This is a genomic window from Paracoccus sp. J39, from assembly GCF_000518925.1.
GTDB lineage: Bacteria > Pseudomonadota > Alphaproteobacteria > Rhodobacterales > Rhodobacteraceae > Paracoccus.
Map to the genome: position 1 here is coordinate 1 of NZ_JAEN01000018.1, position 18,166 is coordinate 18,166.

12 protein-coding genes, 1 tRNA gene and 1 pseudogene are annotated in these 18,166 nt (G+C 65.3%); 4 read left to right on the forward strand and 10 right to left on the reverse strand.

What is annotated here, in order from left to right:
• Nucleotides 1–594 (reverse strand): FGGY family carbohydrate kinase (locus L632_RS0115605; protein ID WP_028717099.1); only part of this gene is annotated, 594 nt, incomplete at its 3' end.
• A 190-nt stretch (nt 595–784) separates the two neighbouring features.
• Here L632_RS0115605 and L632_RS0115610 point away from each other — a divergent pair.
• On the forward strand, nt 785–1,558 hold the full coding sequence (locus L632_RS0115610) for a DeoR/GlpR family DNA-binding transcription regulator (RefSeq protein ID WP_028714401.1): 774 nt from the start codon (nt 785–787) through the stop codon (nt 1,556–1,558).
• A 3-nt stretch (nt 1,559–1,561) separates the two neighbouring features.
• On the opposite strand, the gene kynU is transcribed toward L632_RS0115610, so the two are convergent.
• The 7 genes from kynU to L632_RS0115645 all read right to left on the reverse strand — a co-directional run bounded on the left by kynU (nt 1,562) and on the right by L632_RS0115645 (nt 10,843).
• Nucleotides 1,562–2,806 (reverse strand): kynureninase, encoded by a 1,245-nt coding sequence (kynU, locus tag L632_RS0115615; RefSeq protein WP_028714400.1) that lies wholly within the window; start codon nt 2,804–2,806, stop codon nt 1,562–1,564.
• A gap of 17 nt (nt 2,807–2,823) precedes the next feature.
• Nucleotides 2,824–3,852 carry a substrate-binding domain-containing protein gene (locus L632_RS0115620; RefSeq protein WP_028714399.1) on the reverse strand — a complete coding sequence of 343 codons (1,029 nt, stop codon included), beginning with the start codon at nt 3,850–3,852 and terminating at the stop codon, nt 2,824–2,826.
• 114 nt (nt 3,853–3,966) lie between these two features.
• A complete protein-coding gene (locus L632_RS0115625) occupies nt 3,967–6,099 on the reverse strand; it encodes an exonuclease domain-containing protein (protein WP_028717100.1) in 2,133 nt (710 codons plus the stop codon).
• Nucleotides 6,096–6,461 carry a response regulator transcription factor gene (locus L632_RS0115630; RefSeq protein WP_028714397.1) on the reverse strand — a complete coding sequence of 122 codons (366 nt, stop codon included), beginning with the start codon at nt 6,459–6,461 and terminating at the stop codon, nt 6,096–6,098. Before L632_RS0115630 ends, L632_RS0115625 begins: the two co-directional genes overlap by 4 nt.
• A complete protein-coding gene (locus tag L632_RS0115635) occupies nt 6,451–9,156 on the reverse strand; it encodes an ATP-binding protein (protein WP_028714396.1) in 2,706 nt (901 codons plus the stop codon). The genes L632_RS0115630 and L632_RS0115635 overlap by 11 nt, the downstream gene beginning before the upstream one ends.
• Entirely contained in the window at nt 9,153–9,398 is a 246-nt protein-coding gene (locus L632_RS0115640; protein WP_028714395.1) for a hypothetical protein, read from the reverse strand. The genes L632_RS0115635 and L632_RS0115640 overlap by 4 nt, the downstream gene beginning before the upstream one ends.
• The gene (locus tag L632_RS0115645; RefSeq protein WP_028714394.1) at nt 9,395–10,843 is read right to left on the reverse strand and encodes a putative nucleotidyltransferase substrate binding domain-containing protein; all 1,449 of its coding nucleotides are present in this window, start codon (nt 10,841–10,843) and stop codon (nt 9,395–9,397) included. The genes L632_RS0115640 and L632_RS0115645 overlap by 4 nt, the downstream gene beginning before the upstream one ends.
• Nucleotides 10,844–11,779: 936 nt before the next feature.
• Between L632_RS0115645 and L632_RS0115655 the strand changes: the two genes are divergently transcribed.
• A tRNA-Ser gene (locus L632_RS0115655) sits at nt 11,780–11,869 on the forward strand.
• A gap of 191 nt (nt 11,870–12,060) precedes the next feature.
• On the opposite strand, the gene L632_RS24975 is transcribed toward L632_RS0115655, so the two are convergent.
• Together L632_RS24975 and L632_RS22830 are read right to left on the reverse strand one after the other, a co-directional pair.
• A complete protein-coding gene (locus L632_RS24975) occupies nt 12,061–12,336 on the reverse strand; it encodes a hypothetical protein (protein ID WP_028714385.1) in 276 nt (91 codons plus the stop codon).
• A 91-nt stretch (nt 12,337–12,427) separates the two neighbouring features.
• Nucleotides 12,428–13,239: pseudogene (locus L632_RS22830) on the reverse strand (IS110 family transposase); the annotation flags it as partial.
• A gap of 930 nt (nt 13,240–14,169) precedes the next feature.
• Between L632_RS22830 and L632_RS23945 the strand changes: the two are divergent.
• Complete coding sequence (locus L632_RS23945) at nt 14,170–14,964, forward strand: helix-turn-helix transcriptional regulator (protein ID WP_084648120.1); 795 nt, start codon at nt 14,170–14,172, stop codon at nt 14,962–14,964.
• Between the two features lie 1,013 nt (nt 14,965–15,977).
• Complete coding sequence (locus tag L632_RS24980; protein ID WP_232220987.1) at nt 15,978–18,164, forward strand: Hint domain-containing protein; 2,187 nt, start codon at nt 15,978–15,980, stop codon at nt 18,162–18,164.
• Nucleotides 18,165–18,166 lie beyond the last annotated feature (2 nt).

Below are 18,166 nucleotides of genomic sequence, written 5' to 3' on the forward strand. Positions count from 1 at the left end.
GTCCCAGCGGTTCTCGGCGATGTTGAAAAGCAGGGTGCGGGCGGCATTGGTGGCGTCGGTGGCATGGGTGCGGCCCCCGGTCAGGTTCCAGATCAGCCAGCTGTCCACGGTGCCGAAGGCGAGCTCGCCGCGCCGGGCGCGATCGCGGGCGCCGTCGATATTGTCCAGGAGCCATTTCAGCTTCGAGCCCGAGAAATACGGGTCGAGCAGCAGCCCGGTGCGGGCGGCGATCATCGGCTCGTGCCCCTCGGCCCTGAGCCGGTCGCAAAGNNCNGCGGTGCGGCGGTCCTGCCAGACGATGGCGCGGTGCAGCGGCCGGCCGGTCCTGCGGTCCCAGAGGAGCGTGGTCTCGCGCTGGTTGGTGATGCCGATGGCGGCGATGTCGCCGGCATGCAGCCCGGCCTTCTCGACCGCCGCCCGCGCCACCCCCGCAACGCTGACCCAAAGATCCGAAGCATCGTGCTCGACCCAGCCAGAAGACGGGAAATGCTGCGGGAATTCGTGCTGGGCGCTTGCCACCGCGCGCAGCCCCGCATCGAACAGGATCGCGCGCGAGGACGTGGTGCCCTGATCTATGGCAAGAATGTGGGTCATCGGCGGCCTGCTGGCTTCGGGGTGATGCGCAGGCTGCACCGCGGCAAACAGGCGGTCAAGAGCGGCTTTCGTTTCCGGGCGGAGCGCCGGCGATCCGAACATCCGCGACGGCTCCCGGCCCGGCAGGGAACGCTTGCGCGCGGGGGCGGATCGCTTACAGTGATCGCGGTCCAGCCGATGGAGAGCGCCCTTGGCCCTCAGCATACGCCAGAGCGAAATCCTTGAACTTGCCCGCGCCGAGGGGCGGGTTCTGGTCGAGGACCTGGCGCAGCGTTTCGACGTGACCTTGCAGACCATCCGCCGCGACCTGGGCGAAATGGCGGGCGCCGGGCTTCTGGACCGGGTGCATGGCGGCGCGGTGCCGCGCGCCGGCGCGGTGAACCTGGGCTATGAGGCGCGGCGGCGCATGAATGCCGCGGCCAAGGCCGCCATCGGCGCCGCCTGCGCGGCGGAAATTCCCGACAATTGCAGCCTGATCCTGAACCTGGGCACCACGACCGAGGCGGTGGCCCGGGCGCTGATCCACCATTCCAACATCACCGTCGTCACCAACAACATGAACGTCGCCAATATCCTGCTGGCCAATCCGGGCTGCGAGATCATGGTGGCGGGCGGCGCGCTGCGGCGTTCGGACGGCGGGCTGGTGGGCGAGCTGACCACCCAGTTCTTCGAGCAGTTCAAGGTCGATTACGCGGTGATCGGCACCTCGGCGCTGGACCATGACGGCGACCTGCTGGATTTCGACCTGGCCGAGGTCCGGGTCAGCCGCGCCATCCTGCGCCAGTCGCGGCGGGCCTTCCTGGTCACCGACCATTCCAAGCTGGGCCGCCCCGCCCCGGCCCGCATCGCCAGCCTGTCCGAGCTGGACACGATCTTCACCGACCGGCCGCTGCCCGAGGACCTGACCCGGCGCTGCGCCGAATGGGGCACCGCAGTGCGGGTCTGCCCGCCGGCCGGCGGCTAGGCTTCAGGTCACCGCCGCGCGCAGGGCGAAGCGCGGGTCCCGCCAGCTTTCGCCGCGCAGGACCTCCTCGAGCAGTTCGGCCGCGCGCAGCACGTCGACATGGCGCAGGTAAAGCGGCGCGAAGCCGAAGCGCAGCGTCGAGGGCGCGCGGAAATCCCCGATCACTCCGCGCGCGATCAGCGCCTGCATCACCGGCCAGGCGTGGTCGTGGCGGAAGGCGACCTGGCTGCCGCGGCGGGCGCCGTCGCGCGGGCTTTCCAGCGCCAGCCCCAGCCCGGCGCAGCGCGCCTCGACCAGCCGGATGAACAGGTCGGTCAGGGCCAGGCTTTTCGTCCGCAGCGCCGCCATGTCCACCCCGTCCCAGATCGCCAGCGCGCCCTTCAGCGCCCGCATCGACAGGATCGGCTGGGTGCCGCATTGAAAGCGGCGGATGCCGGGATCGCCCTCGTAGCCGGTCTCGAAGGCGAAGGGCCGGGCATGGCCCCACCAGCCGCTGAGCGGCTGGCGCGCCTGCCCCTGATGCCGGCGCGCGACATAGACGAAGGCGGGCGAGCCCGGCCCGCCGTTCAGGTATTTGTAGGTGCAGCCGACCGCGAAATCCGCCCCGGCCGCGTCCAGCTCGACCGGCAGGGCCCCGGCCGAATGGCACAGGTCCCAGACGGCGACGGCCCCCGCCGCCTGGATGCGGGCGGTCAGCGCGGCCATGTCGCGCAATGCGCCGGTCTTGTAGTTCACATGGTTGACCAGCACGGCGGCGACATCGGCGTCCAGCATGTCCTCGATGGCCGGGCCGTCCACGCCCTCCAGCCGCAGCCGCGCGCCGGGCAGGGTCGAGACCACGCCCTCGGCGATATAGAGATCGGTCGGGAAGCTGCCGCTTTCAGCGACGATGGTGCAGCGCCCCGGCCGCAGGCCCATGGCGGCATGCAGCGCCTTGTAGATGTTGACCGAAGTGGTGTCCGCCACCACGACCTGCCCCGGCGCCGCGCCGACCAGCCCGCCGATGCGGTCGCCCAGCTCGACCGGCAGGTCGAACCAGCCGGCGCCGTTCCAGCTGCGGATCAGCCCGCCCGCCCATTCGTCGCGGGCGGCGCGCAGCAGTTCCTCTTGCGCGGCGCGGGTCGGGACGCCCAGCGAATTGCCGTCCAGATAGATCTCGTCCGGGGACAGGATGAAGGCGTCGCGCAGATGGCGCAGCGGATCCTGCGCGTCCATCGCCTCGATCGCGGCACGGTCGGGAAGGGTCATGGTCCGTCCTTGGCTGTTCATTCCGGCGCCGGGCCGGTCGAGTTGCGGATGATCAGCTCATGCGGGCCGACGCGCTGCAATTCCTTCAGCGGCCGGCCCTCCAGCAGGCCGGCCAGGCAATCGGCCAGCGGCTCCCAGCTGTCGCGCAGCGGCGCCTTGGTCACGCTGAGCGCCGGGAAGAAGGCCGAGGCCCGCAGCGCCGGCATGTGGTCGTCATGCGCCATGACCGAGACATCGCCGGGGATCGACAGCTCCAGCGCCTCCAGCGCCTTGTAGACCCCCTTGGCGATATGGACATGGCTGCAGATGATCGCGGTGGGCCGCGGCCCGCCCAGGCGGAACATCTCGACGGTCGAGATCAGCCCCAGCGCCTCGGTCATCTCGCCGTGCCGGGTCAGCGCCGGGTCGAAGGCGATGCCGGCCTCGTCCAGCGCCCGGCGATAGCCGCGCATCCGGGCCGAGGCGAAGCTGAGCCCCTGCCGGCCGTTGATCAGCGCGATACGCCGGTGGCCAAGCCCGGTCAGGTGGCTGGCCATCTGGTGCAGGATGCCCTCGTTCTCGATGTCGAAATAGGCGTGGTCCGGCGTGGGTCCGATGCGGCCATGCACGACGAAGGGGATGTCGTTCTGGCGCAGGAAGGCCGCGCGCGGGTCGTCGTCCAAGGGGCTGAACAGCACGAAGCCGTCCAGCATGCCGTTGCCGATCAGGCGCTGATAGACCTCGACGATCGGCGCGTCCTGCCGCGCGACATGCAGCACGAACTGCATGCCGCGGCCCGAGAACTGCGCCGACAGCCCGGCAACGCCCTCGATGAACAGCCCGTCCTGGGCCAGATTGGTCGATTGCGGCACCACCAGCGCCACCATGCCCGAGCGCCCGGTGACCAGCTTGCGCGCCGAGATATTGGCCTGATAGTTCAGCGAACGCGCCACGGCCTTGACCCGCTTGCGCGTCATCTCGTTCACGTCGGAATGGTCGTTCAGCGCCCGGCTGGTCTGGGTGATCGACAGCCCGGCGGCGCGCGCGACATCCTTCAGCGTGGCCAATTCCCCAGCTCCTCCGGAAAGCCCGGGCCGCAGTCCTGCCGCCCCCGCAATGTCTAGAGCATCCGCCCGCACCGGTCCATAGCGGCGGCCCGGCCCGCCGGCGCGGGCAGGGGGTCAATAGCGCAGCCGGGCGTAATAGGAATGCTCGGCCTCGGCCCGGGCCTGACCCAGCGTGACGATGCCGCGCGCCCCGAGCAGCGGCAGAAGCCGCAGGAAGACCTGGGCCGTCACCAGCGCGTCGCCGGCGGCATTGTGGCGGTGGGTGATCTCGACCCCCAGCCGCGCCGCGATGGCCTCGAGCGAATGCGAGGGCTCGTGCGGCTGGGCAATGCTGGCCAGAAGCAGCGTGTCCAGCACCGGCTGGTCGAAGCGCAGCCCGGTCGCGGCCTCCTTCATTTGCAGGAAGCGCATGTCGAAGGCGACGTTATGGCCGACCAGCACCGTGTCCGAGGCATAGGCGTGGAAGGCCGGCAGCACCTCGGCGATGCGGGGCTGGCCCCGCACCATCTCGGGGCGGATGCCGTGATAGGGGATCGACTCGGGCGGGATCTCGCGGCCCGGATCGACCAGCTGGTCGAAACGCTCGCCCCCCAGAAGCTTGCCGTTCAGGATGCGCACCGCGCCGATCTGGATGATCTCGTCGCCCTGGCCCGGGTTCAGCCCGGTCGTCTCGGTGTCGAAGACGGTATAGGCCAGCCGCTCCAGCGGCTGGTCGTCCAGAGAGCGGCTGGAATCGCTGGCCGCGAACAGGTCGAAATCGTAGAATTCGGGCCGCGCCTCCAGCGCCGCGGCCTCGGGTCCGGCCTCGGCGGTGGGCAGCAGGAAACGAAGGAAGGACAGGCCCGCCGGGCGGTCCTGCTCCAGCCACAACTCGCCGCCGTGCCGCTCGGCGATGTCGCGGGCGGCGGCCTGCGCGCCGCCGCTGGCGCCGGCGGGCGGCGCGGCCGGATCAAGCGGCCAGACCAGATCCAGATGCGCCCAGCCCGGCGTCGCGGCAGGCGCAAGGCGCAGCGTCAGGGACGGCATCCCCTGCGGCCCCGACAGCGATTCCGCCAGCGCGCCAAGCGCCTGGATCAGCGAAAAGCTATCCAGCCGCAGCCAGAGTTCCCCGTCGGCATTCTCGACCTTGGCCACCCGCCCGGTCTGCGCCAGCACATGCTGGGCCGCCGCCGCCAGCAGGTCGTCGCCCAGCATCTCCTGCAGGGGCCAGCGGGTCAGGATCTCTTGCGAGGCATCCGCCGTCATTGCCGCCAGCCGCTGACCCATGGCCGCCACCTCGTCGCGGACGATGGCATGGAAACCGTCGCGCTCGGCCGGCTCCAGGTCGGGATAGTCCAGCATGTCCAGCGCCGCCTGCATGTTGGCCAGCGAGGCGCGGCTGGCCTCGGTCAGCTCGGTCAGGCTGCGGTCGCGGCGGGACTGGGCGGCGTAGTCGCGGGTGATGTCGTCCAGCAGCAGCACATAGCCGCTGATCGCATCGGGTGCGCCGCCTTGCGGACGCACCGGGGCCAGCACCACATGCAGCAGGCTGCCCGAGGGCGTGGTGGTGACGAATTGCGCCGAAACCGCCATGTCGCCGCGGGCGATATGCCGGTCCACCGTCTCGCGCGCATGGTCGATCAGCGCCCGGTCGATCACCGCGTGGATCGAGCGTCCCAGCCCGATCAGCTCGGCCCCGCCGGCGATGGGCTGGCCGCCCGAGACGCGATGAAACAGGCCGCGGGCATGGTCGTTGTAAAGCAGGATGCGGCCGTCGAGATTGCAGACCACGACGCTTTGGCGCAGCTCGGCCATCAGCGCGCCAAGCTGGTCGCGTTCCTGCGCCACCTTCTGCTGCGCCTCGGCCACCAGCCGGGCCATGTCGGTCCGCAGGGTCTGGCGCTGACCGGCCAAGCGGTTCACCGCCTCGGCCAGCGCGGCAGGGGCACCGGGGGCGTCGGCCTGAAGCAGCGGGGCGTCGGCATTGTCGGCCAGCAGCCGCGCCGCATCGGCCAGCCGCGCCGGGGCCCGCACATGGCGGGCATGCAGCCGCACGGCCAGCCAGCCGGCCAGCGCCGCGCCGGCCAGCCACCAGCCGAACAGGATCGCGCCGCTGCCCTGCAGCGCCGGGGCAAGCGCCGCCCCAAGCCCGGCGCGCTGATCCGGCGGCAACGCTGCCCCGAACAGCACCGCGCCGGCCAGCGCCCAAAGCGCCAGGGCCAGTCCCGGCGCAGCGACAAGCAACAGGCGGCGCAGGCCGGGCTTCATGCCAGCATCTCGCGGATGCGGACGATCAGATCGCGGGTCGAGAAGGGCTTCGTCACATAGGCGTCGGCGCCCGCGCCCATGCCGCGGGCGATGTCGGTGTCGCGGCCCTTGGCGGTCAGCATCATGATGCGGATGCCGGAGAGGTCGGGATCGGCGCGCACCGCCTCGCAGACCTCGAATCCGGTCATGCCCGGCATGGCGGCGTCCAGCAGCACCAGCCGGGGCCGCTCGCCGCGGATCATCGCCAGCGCCTGCGTGCCGTCGGGGGCCACCATCACCTCGTAACCCTCGCGCTTCAGCATGAAGGACAGCGACACGACGATGTTCGGCTCGTCATCCGCGATCAGCACCCTATCCGTCATCGGACCCTCCCTTGCTGTGAAGCGGCAGGCTGAAGGCGAAGCACGCGCCCTGCCCCGGCTGGCTGTCCAGCCACATCCTGCCCCCCAGATTAACCACGATCTGCCGGCTGATCGGAAGCCCGAGCCCGGTGCCGGGCGGGCGGTTTCCGGCCTCGCCGCCCTGGCGGAACTTGTCGAAGACGGCGGCCTGGTCCTCGGGCGCGACGCCGGGGCCGTTGTCGCGCACCGTGACCACCAGCTCGTCGCCGCGCTGGCGCAGCGCCACCTCGACCCGGCCGCGGCCCTCGGGGACGAATTTCGCGGCATTCGACAGCAGGTTGACCAGAACCTGCGTCACCCGGTCGGGATCGGCCAGCACCGCCGGCACCCGGTCGGGCAGGTCGGCCAGCACCTCGGCGCCGCGCTCGCGGAACAGCTCGGCGGTCGAGCGCAGGGCCGCCGCGACCAGCGCCTTCATGTCCACCTCGGTATTGTGCCATTCCGCCATGCCGGATTCGATCTTGGCGAGGTCCAGCACCTGGTTGACCAGCCGGCTCAGCCTTTCGCTTTCCGACAGGATGATGTTCAGGAACTCCTCGCGCTCCTGCGGCTGGATGTCGGGCGTGTCCAGCATCAGCTCGGTCAGCGCCCGGATCGAGGTCAGCGGCGTGCGCAGCTCATGCGTGACCGAGGACATGAAGTCGTCCTTGAGCTGGTCGAGGCTTTTCAGCTTTTCATTGGCGGCGCGCAGTTCGACCGTGGCTTCCTCAAGCTCTCGGGCGTAGTTGCGCACCTGCGAGGCCTCGTCGATGATCTCCAGCACGTCGCCGACGCTCAGCGGCTCCTCCTGCGCCACCGATTCCACCATGACCCGGGCCGAGGCGGTGCCGATGGCGCCGGCGATCTGGCGCTCGATCCGATCGACCAGCCGGGCATCGGCGGTCAGGCTGTCCAGCGCGGTGCCGGTCTCGCGCGCGTGGTCGCGAAACAGCGCCTCGGCCCGCGCGGCGCCCAGAAAGCGGCCCGCCAGCCGGCGCAGATCCTCAAGCCGCGCCCGGCCGCGCCAGAACACCGGCTGCGCCTCTCCGCGCTCGAACACGTCGACGAACAGCAGCGCCTGGCTGGCCTCGCGCGCCGAGGCGCGGCCCATGAGCGACAGGCCGACGTAAAGCCCGATATTGACCGTCAGGCTCCAGAACAGCGAATGGGTCAGCTCGTCAAAGCCGGTCAGTCCGAACAGGCGCTGCGGCGCCAGGAAGGCCAGGCCGAAGGGACCGTCGAGGAAGCCCGCCCCGATCCAGCCCGAACGCGCCAGCGAGGGCAGCATCAGGGTATAGGCCCAGACCAGCGAGCCGCCGATCAGCCCGCCAAGCGCCCCGGCCCGCGTCGCACCCTGCCAATACATGCCGCCCAGCAGCGCCGGGGCGAATTGCGCCACCGCGGCAAAGCTGATCAGCCCGATCGAGACCAGCGCATAGGCCTCGCCCGCGATGCGGAAATACAGATAGCCGAGCAGCAGCACCAGAAGGATCGCGGCGCGGCGGATGTTCAGCAAAAGCCGGGTCAGGTCGCCGCCGGTGCGGGCAAAGCGGCCGCCGCGCAGCAGCGCCGGCATCACCAGGTCGTTGCAGACCATGGTCGAGACGGCGACGGTCTCGACGATGATCATGCCGGTCGCCGCCGAAAGCCCGCCCAGATAGGCCAGCAGCGCCAGCCATTCCATGCCCTGCGACAGAGGCAGCGTCAGCACGTAGCTTTCCGCCCCCGCCCCGCCGTCGCCAAGGATCAGCATGCCGCCGATGGCGATGGGCAGCACGAAGATGTTGATCAGCAGCAGATAGGCCGGAAACAGCCACGAAGCGCGCAGGATGTGCCGCTCGTTCACGCATTCGACCACCATCATCTGGAACTGGCGCGGCAGCATCAGGACCGAGAGCATGGACAGAAGCGTCAGCGCGAACCATTGCGCGCCCTGGAAGCCCTCGAATCCCTCCCCGCCCAGGCGCAGGAGGCCGGCGATGTCGGGCTGGGCCTGCGCGCGCGCCCAGATGTCGCCCATGCCGCCGAAAAGCCCGTAGGTGACGAAGACGCCGACCGCCAGAAAGGCCGCAAGCTTGACCGCGGATTCAAAGGCGATGGCGGCGACCATGCCCTCGTGCCGCTCGGACAGGTCGAGGTGGCGGGTGCCAAAGACCACCGCGAAGCCGGCCAGCGACAGCGCCATGTAAAGCGTGCCGTCGCGCCACCAGGCGGCATCGGACTGGCCCAAGCCGCCGGTCAGCGCCTCGTAGCCGGCCGAGACCGCCTTCAGCTGCAAAGCGATATAGGGCAGGATGCCGACCACGGTGATCAGCGTCACCAGCGCCGCCAGCAGCGGGCTCTTGCCGTAGCGGCTGGCGATGAAATCCGCGATCGAGGTGATGCGGTAGCTGCGCGCGATCCGCACCATCTTGCGCAGGACCAGCCAGGCCAGCAGCATGGCCAGCATCGGCCCCAGATAGATCGGCAGGAACCACACCCCGCCCGAAGCCGCCCGGCCCACGCTGCCGAAATAGGTCCAGGCCGAGCAATAGACCCCCCAGGACAGCGCATAGACAAAGCTGCTGTCGATCAGCGAGCGCCCCTGATCGGCGCGGCGGTCGCCATGCGCCGCCACCGCCACCAGCAGCAGCAGATAGCCGAAGGAGACCGCAAGGACGAGGCCGGGCTGGATCATCCGTCCCGCTCCTTCGGCTTCTCCGGCTCCTTGCCGCCCCGCCCGCCGCGCGACGCGCTGACCCAGGCCAGCGCCGCGATCAGCCCCGCCCAGATCACGAACAGCGCCACCGGCAGAAGCGGCAGGCCAAGCACCGTCAGCGGCTGGTCCCAGATCAGCAGCAGCGGAAAGTTGAACAGCAGGAAACCGGCGCCGCACAGCGCCAGCAGCACCTGCGCCGGGGGTCCGTCGCGCCGCCTCATAGCAGGTCCAGCCGGTAATGCTGGCCCAGCCATTGCTTGAAGTCCCGCACGATGTTCAGCGAATCGCGCAGGGCCTGCCGGTCCAGCCGGCCCAGCTCGGCCGGGCGGATGCTGTTGTCGGGCGCCTGCCCGCGGGCGATCTGCGCCAGGTTGCTGTCCAGCTTCAGCGCCATCATGCAATGCAGCGCATCGGCCAGGTCGCGGGCCAGCCCGGCGTCGATGCGCCCCGCCGCGGACAGCGCCTGCAGCCGGGCGGCGGTGCCGGTCGCGGCCACGCCATGCTCCAGCGCCAGCGCCCGGGTGCCATGCACCACCGGAAAGATGCCCAGCTTCTTCAGGTCGATCTCGGCCGCTTCGGGCCCGCGCAGGCCCGGCAGGCGGCGCCACCAGCCGCCCTCGGCGCCGCTGTCGAACTGCCGGACCGCGGCGGCGAAGCGGGCGTGAAAGCTGTCGCTGCCGGTCAGCATGCGCCGCAACCGCTCGCGCAGCGCGGCCAGCAGGCTCTCGTCCCCGGCGACGGCGGCGGCGTCGAGGAAGATGGCCAGGTTCATCGGCCCCTCGGGGTCGTCGCCATGGATCCAGTCGCGCAGCGTGTCGCCGAAGCCCTGCACGTCCTGGCACCACAGCGGCCGGCTCAGCATGATGCCGCCGGGACAGGGCGGATAGCCGAAGGAAATCAGCGCCTCGGTGAAGGCCCGCGTCACGCGGTCGAGCCCGTCGAAGGCGAAACCCTCGCGCAGGATCAGCGCATTGTCCTGATCGGTGCGGATGATCTGTTCGGACCGGCCCTCGCTGCCCATGACGATCAGGCAGCTGTTCTCGCGCAGCGCCTGCGGCGCCAGCATCTGCCACAGCCGGCGAAAGATCTGCCGGTTCAGCCCGCCCACCAGCCCGGCGATGACCTCGATGCGGACGCCGTCGCCGTGCAGGACGCGGATCAGCGCCTCGACCTGGGCTGCGGGCCGGGCCAGTTCGGCCGGGCTGGTCGCCCGCGCGATCTCGGCCGAGACCAGATGAGACTGGTTGGCCAGGAAGCCCATCAGGTCCATCTGGCTGAGGATGCCGACCACCTCATCGCCCTTGCGCACCAGCACGCGGTGGATGCGGTGCCGCAGCATCAGCATCATCGCGTCGTAAAGGTCGTCCTCGACCGAAACCGAGCGGGGGGTGAAGCTGGTGAAGTCGCGCACCTTCAGCGCCGCGGGCGGCGCATCGCGCAGGATCGCCTGCACGAGGTTCGTCGTGGTGAAGATGCCGAGCCTGTCGCCGTCGCGCACCAGCGCATCGGCGATGCCGCGCGCCGCCAGCTCGCCGCAGAGCGTGACCAGATCGGTATCCGCATCGACGAAATGCGGCTTGCGCAGGATGGCGTCGCGCACCCGCGCGGTGACCAGCGTCACCATCTCGCGCTGCTCGTGGCGCAGCGGATCGTCGGCCCCCGTCACCGCCCGCCCTCCTGCGCGCCGGATGCGGACCAAACCTTGCCGTCAGAGGAATCACGCATGGCCCCCTGCCCCTCCCAACCCTGTAACCGCGCCGTGCCAGGCCCTTGCGGGCGCTGCCCGGCGCCAACCGGCGTTCCTCCTGCTCGCGTTCCATTGATAGGCCCAAGCGCGGGGCCTTCACAACACCCGGCGCATGACGAGAGGTGATGTGAACCGATGCGGCGGATGCCCCCACCCGCCGGCATCTTGTATGCCATGATGGTTTGCAGCGCTACTGGCGGAGCAACCCGCCTGCGTGGTGGCCATGGAAGCCTGCGCCACGTCGCATCACCGGGGCCGCGTTGCGCAATCCCACGGTCACGAAATACGTCTGGTGTGCTGTGTATGTGAAGCCGTTCGTAAAGCGCCGGAAGCATGGCCGGGCTGATGCTGAGGCCATGGCGGAGGCAGCCCTGCGCCCGGCCATGCGGTTCGTGGCGGTCAAGAGTGCCGACACACAGGGTCGCGCGTCGTCCATCGGGCTTGAACCGATGGCGCCCTGATGGACGACCGTTTCGGACGCATCAACGCCTGGTCCGGCAGCGCAAGCAACTCATCAACGCCCTCCGCGGGCATCTGGCCCAGTCCGGACTGGTGGCGCCGAAGGGGCCGGCAAGCCTGAAGGTCTTGGAGAACGCGCCGGCAGATCCGGCCAGCGATGTACCAGGCCCTGTCCGGGGAGATGGGCGCGATCTAGGTCGTGTTGACAAAAGGGCTTCCTCTGGTCGGCGACCTATGATTCAAGCTCATTACGACCCTGGAACTGAACCATGGTCCCGTAACTCACCAAAATCAGCCTCCGGCAAGCCCGGTGCGGTTCAATGCGGGCGACCGGCGCCGGTTCTGCTTGCGAAAAAGCCCTTGTTTCCGCGATGCCCGATCCATATACGGGGCGACGGAGACGTGGCCGAGTGGTCGAAGGCACACCCCTGCTAAGGGTGCAGGCGGGAAACCGCCTCGAGGGTTCGAATCCCTTCGTCTCCGCCACTGCCACTTGAAATATCTATGTAATTTCTAAATTTTGGCGACTTACCCACCTTCGTGCCCGCCTTTATATTTGCGGTTGACTGCTACGGATTGCGGCTGCGGGGGTGTAGCGTGACACCAATTTTTGCACGGCGTGACAGCAAGATTTGCAGCAAGCGAGTTTCGCGAAACGCCCACCTTAAACGCCCCGTTCACGCCGGCATCATCGGCTCGGGCAGTGGGTCGCCTGTGATCGGCCAGGGCTCGATCTGAACCACCCCGCCGAGACCGGTGCAGACGTGATCGCGGACCAACTGCCAGGCCGTCTCGACCAGCGCAAGTATCTCTGCATCCCAGGCCGGATCGTCATCGATGCGCCGCCCTGTCAGCGCCATGCGGATCATCTGCGCCAGCGCATTATTGGTCCGGTTGCCGGGCGCGGGATAGACCGCCCCGCGCAGGTGCAGCCCATCGGCGTAGATCGACACCGGCGCTGCTCGTTCGGTAGCGGCACGCACCAGCAGCGGCGCTGGCAGCAGGAAGATGCCAAAGCCCTCGATCTCGGGCCGAGCCCGCCGCGACGGCCCGGACGATCGGCAACCGGCAAATGTCGCACTGGCCCATCTTCGAGGTCCGGCCCAGCCGATCCTTGCCGCCGCTGGAATGTTGTCGCGGCGTGAGCCCGACCCAGACCGCGAAGTCCCGCCCTTTGGAGAAGGTTTCCATTGGCGGCGCAGAGGCGGTGATCGCTGCGGCTGTCACCGTGCCCACTCCTGGGATCGTCATCAGTCGCCGTGCCGTGTCGTCTGCGTTCGCGCGCCTGCGAAGCTGAGCGTCAAGGCCCATGATCTTCCAGCCAGCCCGGCGATCTGGTGCAGCAGGAAGCGCGCCAGATCGCGCACCGCCGCTGGCAGCATGCCATCATCTCCGTCGATGATCGCCGCGAGACGCCCGACATGCGCTGGACCGGTGGGGCAACTATGCCCTGTTTGCCAGATGCGCGCGCAGGGCGTTGATCGTCTGCGGGGTCTGGCGAACCAGAAGGCCTCGGGCTCGGTAGGCCATCGCCGTGGCCTGTTGGACCTCGCTCTTCACGGCCACGAACCGCATGGTCGGGCGCGCAGCCGCTTCCGCGATCGCCTCGGCATCGGCCATGTCGTTCTTCTGCCGCTTCACGAACGGCTTCACATAGGCCGGCGGGATCAACCGCGCCTTGTGACCCAAGCCGCCGATTGCCCGGGCCCAATGAGGCGCACTGGCGCAAGCTTCCATCGCCACCACACAGGGCGCCTGCGCTGCCATGAACTTAGCAACTGCACCCGCGACAGCTTGCGGCGGAACACCACTGACCCATCCGATCCAGCGCCGTGCGCCGGGGGCGTCCACCCCATCGATTACCGGGGCAGTTTGGGGCCGTCGCATATGCTACGCTGGAATGGATCGACAGATTCAACAATCGCCGTCTGCTCGAACCGATCGCGAGCACCCCCGGCAGAAGCCGAGACCAACTTCTAAGCGGCTCTGGAACATGAACCCAGGGCCGCGTAACCCGGCGAGGCTCAGCCCGCCTAGCATGGTCTATTTCTACGCCCGCCGCCGCGCAGGCGAGAATGCCGAAGCCTTCCTGAGCGACTTCGAGGAAATTCTAAAAGCCGACATCTTGGCTGCAATGCGCCGACCGGCCCTCACGTGCGGGCGGCGCGCCATTGGTGTGGGGACATTCGGCGCATGCCGGAAGCAAATCCAGAGAGATCTGGCCGCAATGGCTCCGAGAAGCTCCCGATGGTCTGTACCTCCGAACTCCATGCCATTGACGCCAAGATCCGGAACAACAGGGCCCCATCCAGAGAGGGCAGATCAGCGCGCGCTGCACTACCCCATAAACCTGCGAACTTCCAGAGAACCGCCCCTCGCCCCAAGAGAGCTGTGGAGCTTCATATCAGCCGCTACAGGGCTTCATAGAATGCCGCAAGCGACGCCCCGTTGCTGCCTTTTGAGGTAGTTTCGCAACAATGTAGTTAGGAGCAGTGTGCCATCTGGCGCACGCACTAGGATCAATGCTTTCTAATCGCGAAGGGCACCGCATCGTGCTATACTATTGACAACATTGAAGCACTGATCCGTCGCCCAGCGATACCGAAACAGGTAACTCCGCAAGGTCACAACCCTTAGGCGACAAGTGAACTGTGAGCTTCAGGCCTAGCAAATGCAGGTGAATATCTTGGGCAGAACATCATGAAGAGATGAGCAATTCGCCTCTCTTCGCCAACACTGGCCCATCCATATCTGTTACCAGCTAGCGCCTATCCAGGATAGCGAGTATGAGAAACCAAAATATCTATAATCCCCGAAGCAACCTGAGAAACCTTATCTCAGAAATGGAATCGATCTCTTTTGCGGCAGCTGCATTAGGAATCAATAGGCAGCAACTAAACAAGTATCTTAGCGGAACCTCAACCCCATCCTTACGATCACTCTCGCACATCGCTGCAAGATTTAAAGTTCCAGTCGAAGATCTTTTTCTTCCCCCGCAAGATTTTCAGGAAGCGCGCAACAATGCGATCATGCGAGCGAATATTCCTGCGGACGTATCTGATACCATCACTCGGATGCTGGGGAGCAGTCCGGTCATTCAAGATAAGCTTGCATTATACTGCGGCACTTATCACAGGCTGTGCGCCATGCCCATGACGCCCAGGAAAATTATGCGAGCCGTAACAAGAATTTACCAAAGAGATGGCCTTACATACGCCACAACCGTAGAGGTTTTTTCCGAACGGGGCTCTCCTTTTTCCGATCCGAGACACATGCGAAAGCTTCATGCTTTAATTTTGCTTCATGGAGACAGAATCTATTTTGTCGATGCCTCGCGCTCAAGCAGAATCATGCTCATGATTGCCTATCCTGAAGAGATTCCCGGCTATGGCTTCCTGCAGGGCCAGGCTCTTTCGGTATCCGATATGGGAGCAAGGAAAATATTCAGTATTCCATTTGTTCTTAATAGGCTGCATGGCGGGAGCATCAAACGCGCCGACCTTTTAGCATGCGGAATATTCGATAAAGAAGACCCAAGGTTGACAGAAGAAGAGTTGTTAAGATTATCAGAAGTGCATTGATTTTTCCCGGCGGGCGCCGCCCACCCAATCTGACTAGAGAAAGCCCTTCTGGAAACCGCAGGCACAGTGAGAAGTCTGCATGTAGCTAAACAATTGGTGACGGGTTCCGGTAGCAGGCCGAAGGGCTGGGCCCACCGCCAGTTCAAGAATCAGCCCGGCCACGGGCTATAGTCCTGCAAGACTCTGCATAACCGATTCGCCCGACAGCCCCGGAAGGGCTTCTTCGCCAAGGTATTCAAAAGCCGTTTTCGCAGAGGTTTTCGTGACTGCGTTCTGCAGGCGTAATTGGTGATCGGCCGAGCGCGTTGGCCGGCCGCTCCTGAGGGCTGCAGCGCTCGTAATTGCAGCGACAATCACACTCAATACGCCATCGCGCCCTGTCGGCGCGGCAAGCGAAGCTGCCCCCAGGGAGTTGCCACGCGCACTGTCACAACCCCGCGCCACCGTTGGGACACCTGCCTAGCTTTCGTGTGATCGCATGGAAGCCAGTTCACCTTGTTCGAGGTGCTTCAACGCCCGCCACCTTGGCACATCAATGCCGTCAGCTCCAACGGCCGCCGCTCGCGTGCTTGGAGTGGCGCCAATGCAAGCACGGCAGCATCTGTTGAGGATCACTCAAGGTCGAGATTCGTGCATCCATAGCGCCAGCATGCAGCACGGTAGCTTCCTTGGCCGGCGCCGCCTTTTATCTATTTTAGAGCAGTTGCGTTAACTGGCTGAGATTGCCCCTTCCGCGTCTTTGAAAGGGGCTCGCACAGCGGCGAATGAAAGGAAGTCGACCAGATGCGGCTGCTATATATCGTAAGTTGCCTTTATGAGCCTCGGATATGGATGATTGAATCCAACAAGCTACGTCCAGAAGGCTGACGCGAGGCTTTTCCGGCATCCAAGCGATGTCGTTTTTCATGGATCAAGCAGAAGATACATATTCGCACAGGGCTTAACCATCTTCTGCTTTCCAATCGGCGATGCATACGGCGTCGCCGACCTGCAGCTTCTTCGAGGTTTGACTCATGGCTACATACACACTGATTGCATATGATCCGCTCATTGCGAATAACCCGGCAGCCTGGCCGCCCGGCACAAAAATGCAAGGAACGACGTTCTCGTTGAATGAGGGCGACGTGCTGAATGTGGAGTCCAGCAGCATTAACCCATCGGCGCTTCTCCCTACGATCATTAATGCAGGTACGGGAAATCACCCGGTAAACTTTGATATCAACATCAACCAGGACCTGCCCTACGGGCAGAATGAAGATCTGTATCAGTTTTCATTTGGAGGCAACTCTTCACCAACCGTGAACGTTGCAGATGGCGTGGATGCCTCCGCTTTGATAATCAACGCTACAAGTGCGTCAGGCCTTGATCTGAGCACCGGGGAAAATACAGAACTAGGCACCATCCATACCGGGAACGGCAATGATGGGGCGGTGAATAATATTGATATCGGCAATGGCTCGAAAATTCGAGGAATCCAGGGCGCTGGTGGCGGAGACGAGAACATCACCTTTGGTGAGAACGTCTCTGTTACTACAAATATCGTTGCTGGCGGCAAGAATGCCAGCCTGACAGCCGGAGACGGTCTGTCGGTTGGTGGTGGAATTACGCTACAAGGGACAGAAATTAACGATATTCAACTTGGAGATCAGGCCAGCATATCCGGGTCAGTTGTTGCTCTGTCAGGGGACACCAGCTTTACCGCCGGCGATAGCCTTAACATCACTGGAGCACTCAGTATTGCGCCAGGCGCGGGGAATTCAGCGGATATCGTTCTTGGAAACGATGCGAAAGCCCTATGGATTCTTACATCGGGTGAAAATGATAGCCTTACCGCAGGTGACGGCCTGACTGTAACTTCAAACATTCATCTCGCATCATCGGAAAGTTCCACGATAAATATTGGAAACGATGCGACTATCCCAGGGTTCATTGCAGGTGGCCTTGGTGAAAACAACTATGTAATTGGCGATAACCTTACCGCCACCTGGGTCCTGGCTTATGATTATGATAGCGTAACTCCTCCCCCGCCTGCAACTGAACCCGTCGACCCTGGAAGCGTAGATCCCGATGCTCGGGGCGGTTCGATTATAATTGGCTCCGGAGCCAATGTATCCGTTGTGTCTACTTTTGTTGCAAATCCGGGCGCAGAGACGCTTATCTCGATTGGGCCGAATAGCAGCATCAGTGGCTATGTACAAGGAGGGCTCGGGAAGGATGTCATTTCTATTGGGACCGATTCTACGGTGTCGGGATACATCTATTCCTATAGCGGCGCGGACCAGTTGACGTCGGAAGGCTACACTCCCTTCACCTACAATTATGGAAGCGGAGGGGTTAACGTTGTCAAGTTGATCAAGCCCGTTGATTCAAACAACCTCCAGATGCATTGGGGAGATCTCGATCTGCAGATGGATGGAGATATTCTGCAGGTGAATCTTCTGCACGAACAAAGGCCTGGCTTCATTGCCGTTGCGCAGAATAATGGCTGGTCTTATGATAGCGAGAATGATGTATTGAGCGGCGGAAATCCGTTCTCGTACAACAATATGCATATCGGATACTGGGATCGTATTGATTTTATTTGCTTTGCCGGCGGCACGTATATCAAGACGATGGATGGCGATAAACGCATAGACAGCATTTCAGTCGGTGATTTGGTCGAGACTCTTGACCACGGTTTTCAGCCCGTTCGCTGGCTGGGATCGCGAAAGCTGGGTGCGGGCGAGCTTGAGGCGATGCCGCATCTTCGTCCTATCCGGATCGCGGCAGGGGCGCTGGGGACGGGAGTTCCGGATCGCAATCTTCTGGTTTCCCCGCAGCACCGGGTTCTGGTGCGCTCGAGAATCGCGCAGAAGATGTTCGGTACGGCCGAGGTCCTGGTGGCCGCCAAGCAGCTTGTCCTGCTGGACGGGATCGATATCGCGACCGATCTCGTGGAAGTGGAGTATTTCCACATTCTGTTCGATCGCCACGAGGTGGTGATCTCGAACGGCGCCGAGACGGAGTCCCTGTATACCGGACCCGAGGCGTTGAAATCGGTCGGCAAGGCCGCCGCGGAAGAAATCTTCGCGCTTTTCCCGGACCTGGCGGACCCGACCCATGTCTCGCAGCCGGCCCGCTACCTGGCCTCGGGCAGGCAGGCCCGCAAGATGGGCATCCGGCATCTGCAGAACAACCGCCCCCTCGTTGCAGAAAATTGACC

Coding starts and splice junctions, on each gene's coding strand:
- L632_RS0115630 (WP_028714397.1), bottom strand. CDS start 6,461: ATGACGGATAGGGTGCTGATCGCGGATGACGAGCCGAACATCGTCGTG.
- L632_RS0115625 (WP_028717100.1), bottom strand. CDS start 6,099: ATGAAGCCCGGCCTGCGCCGCCTGTTGCTTGTCGCTGCGCCGGGACTG.
- L632_RS23945 (WP_084648120.1), top strand. CDS start 14,170: ATGAGAAACCAAAATATCTATAATCCCCGAAGCAACCTGAGAAACCTT.
- kynU (WP_028714400.1), bottom strand. CDS start 2,806: ATGACCCTTCCCGACCGTGCCGCGATCGAGGCGATGGACGCGCAGGAT.
- L632_RS24980 (WP_232220987.1), top strand. CDS start 15,978: ATGGCTACATACACACTGATTGCATATGATCCGCTCATTGCGAATAAC.
- L632_RS0115635 (WP_028714396.1), bottom strand. CDS start 9,156: ATGATCCAGCCCGGCCTCGTCCTTGCGGTCTCCTTCGGCTATCTGCTG.
- L632_RS0115640 (WP_028714395.1), bottom strand. CDS start 9,398: ATGAGGCGGCGCGACGGACCCCCGGCGCAGGTGCTGCTGGCGCTGTGC.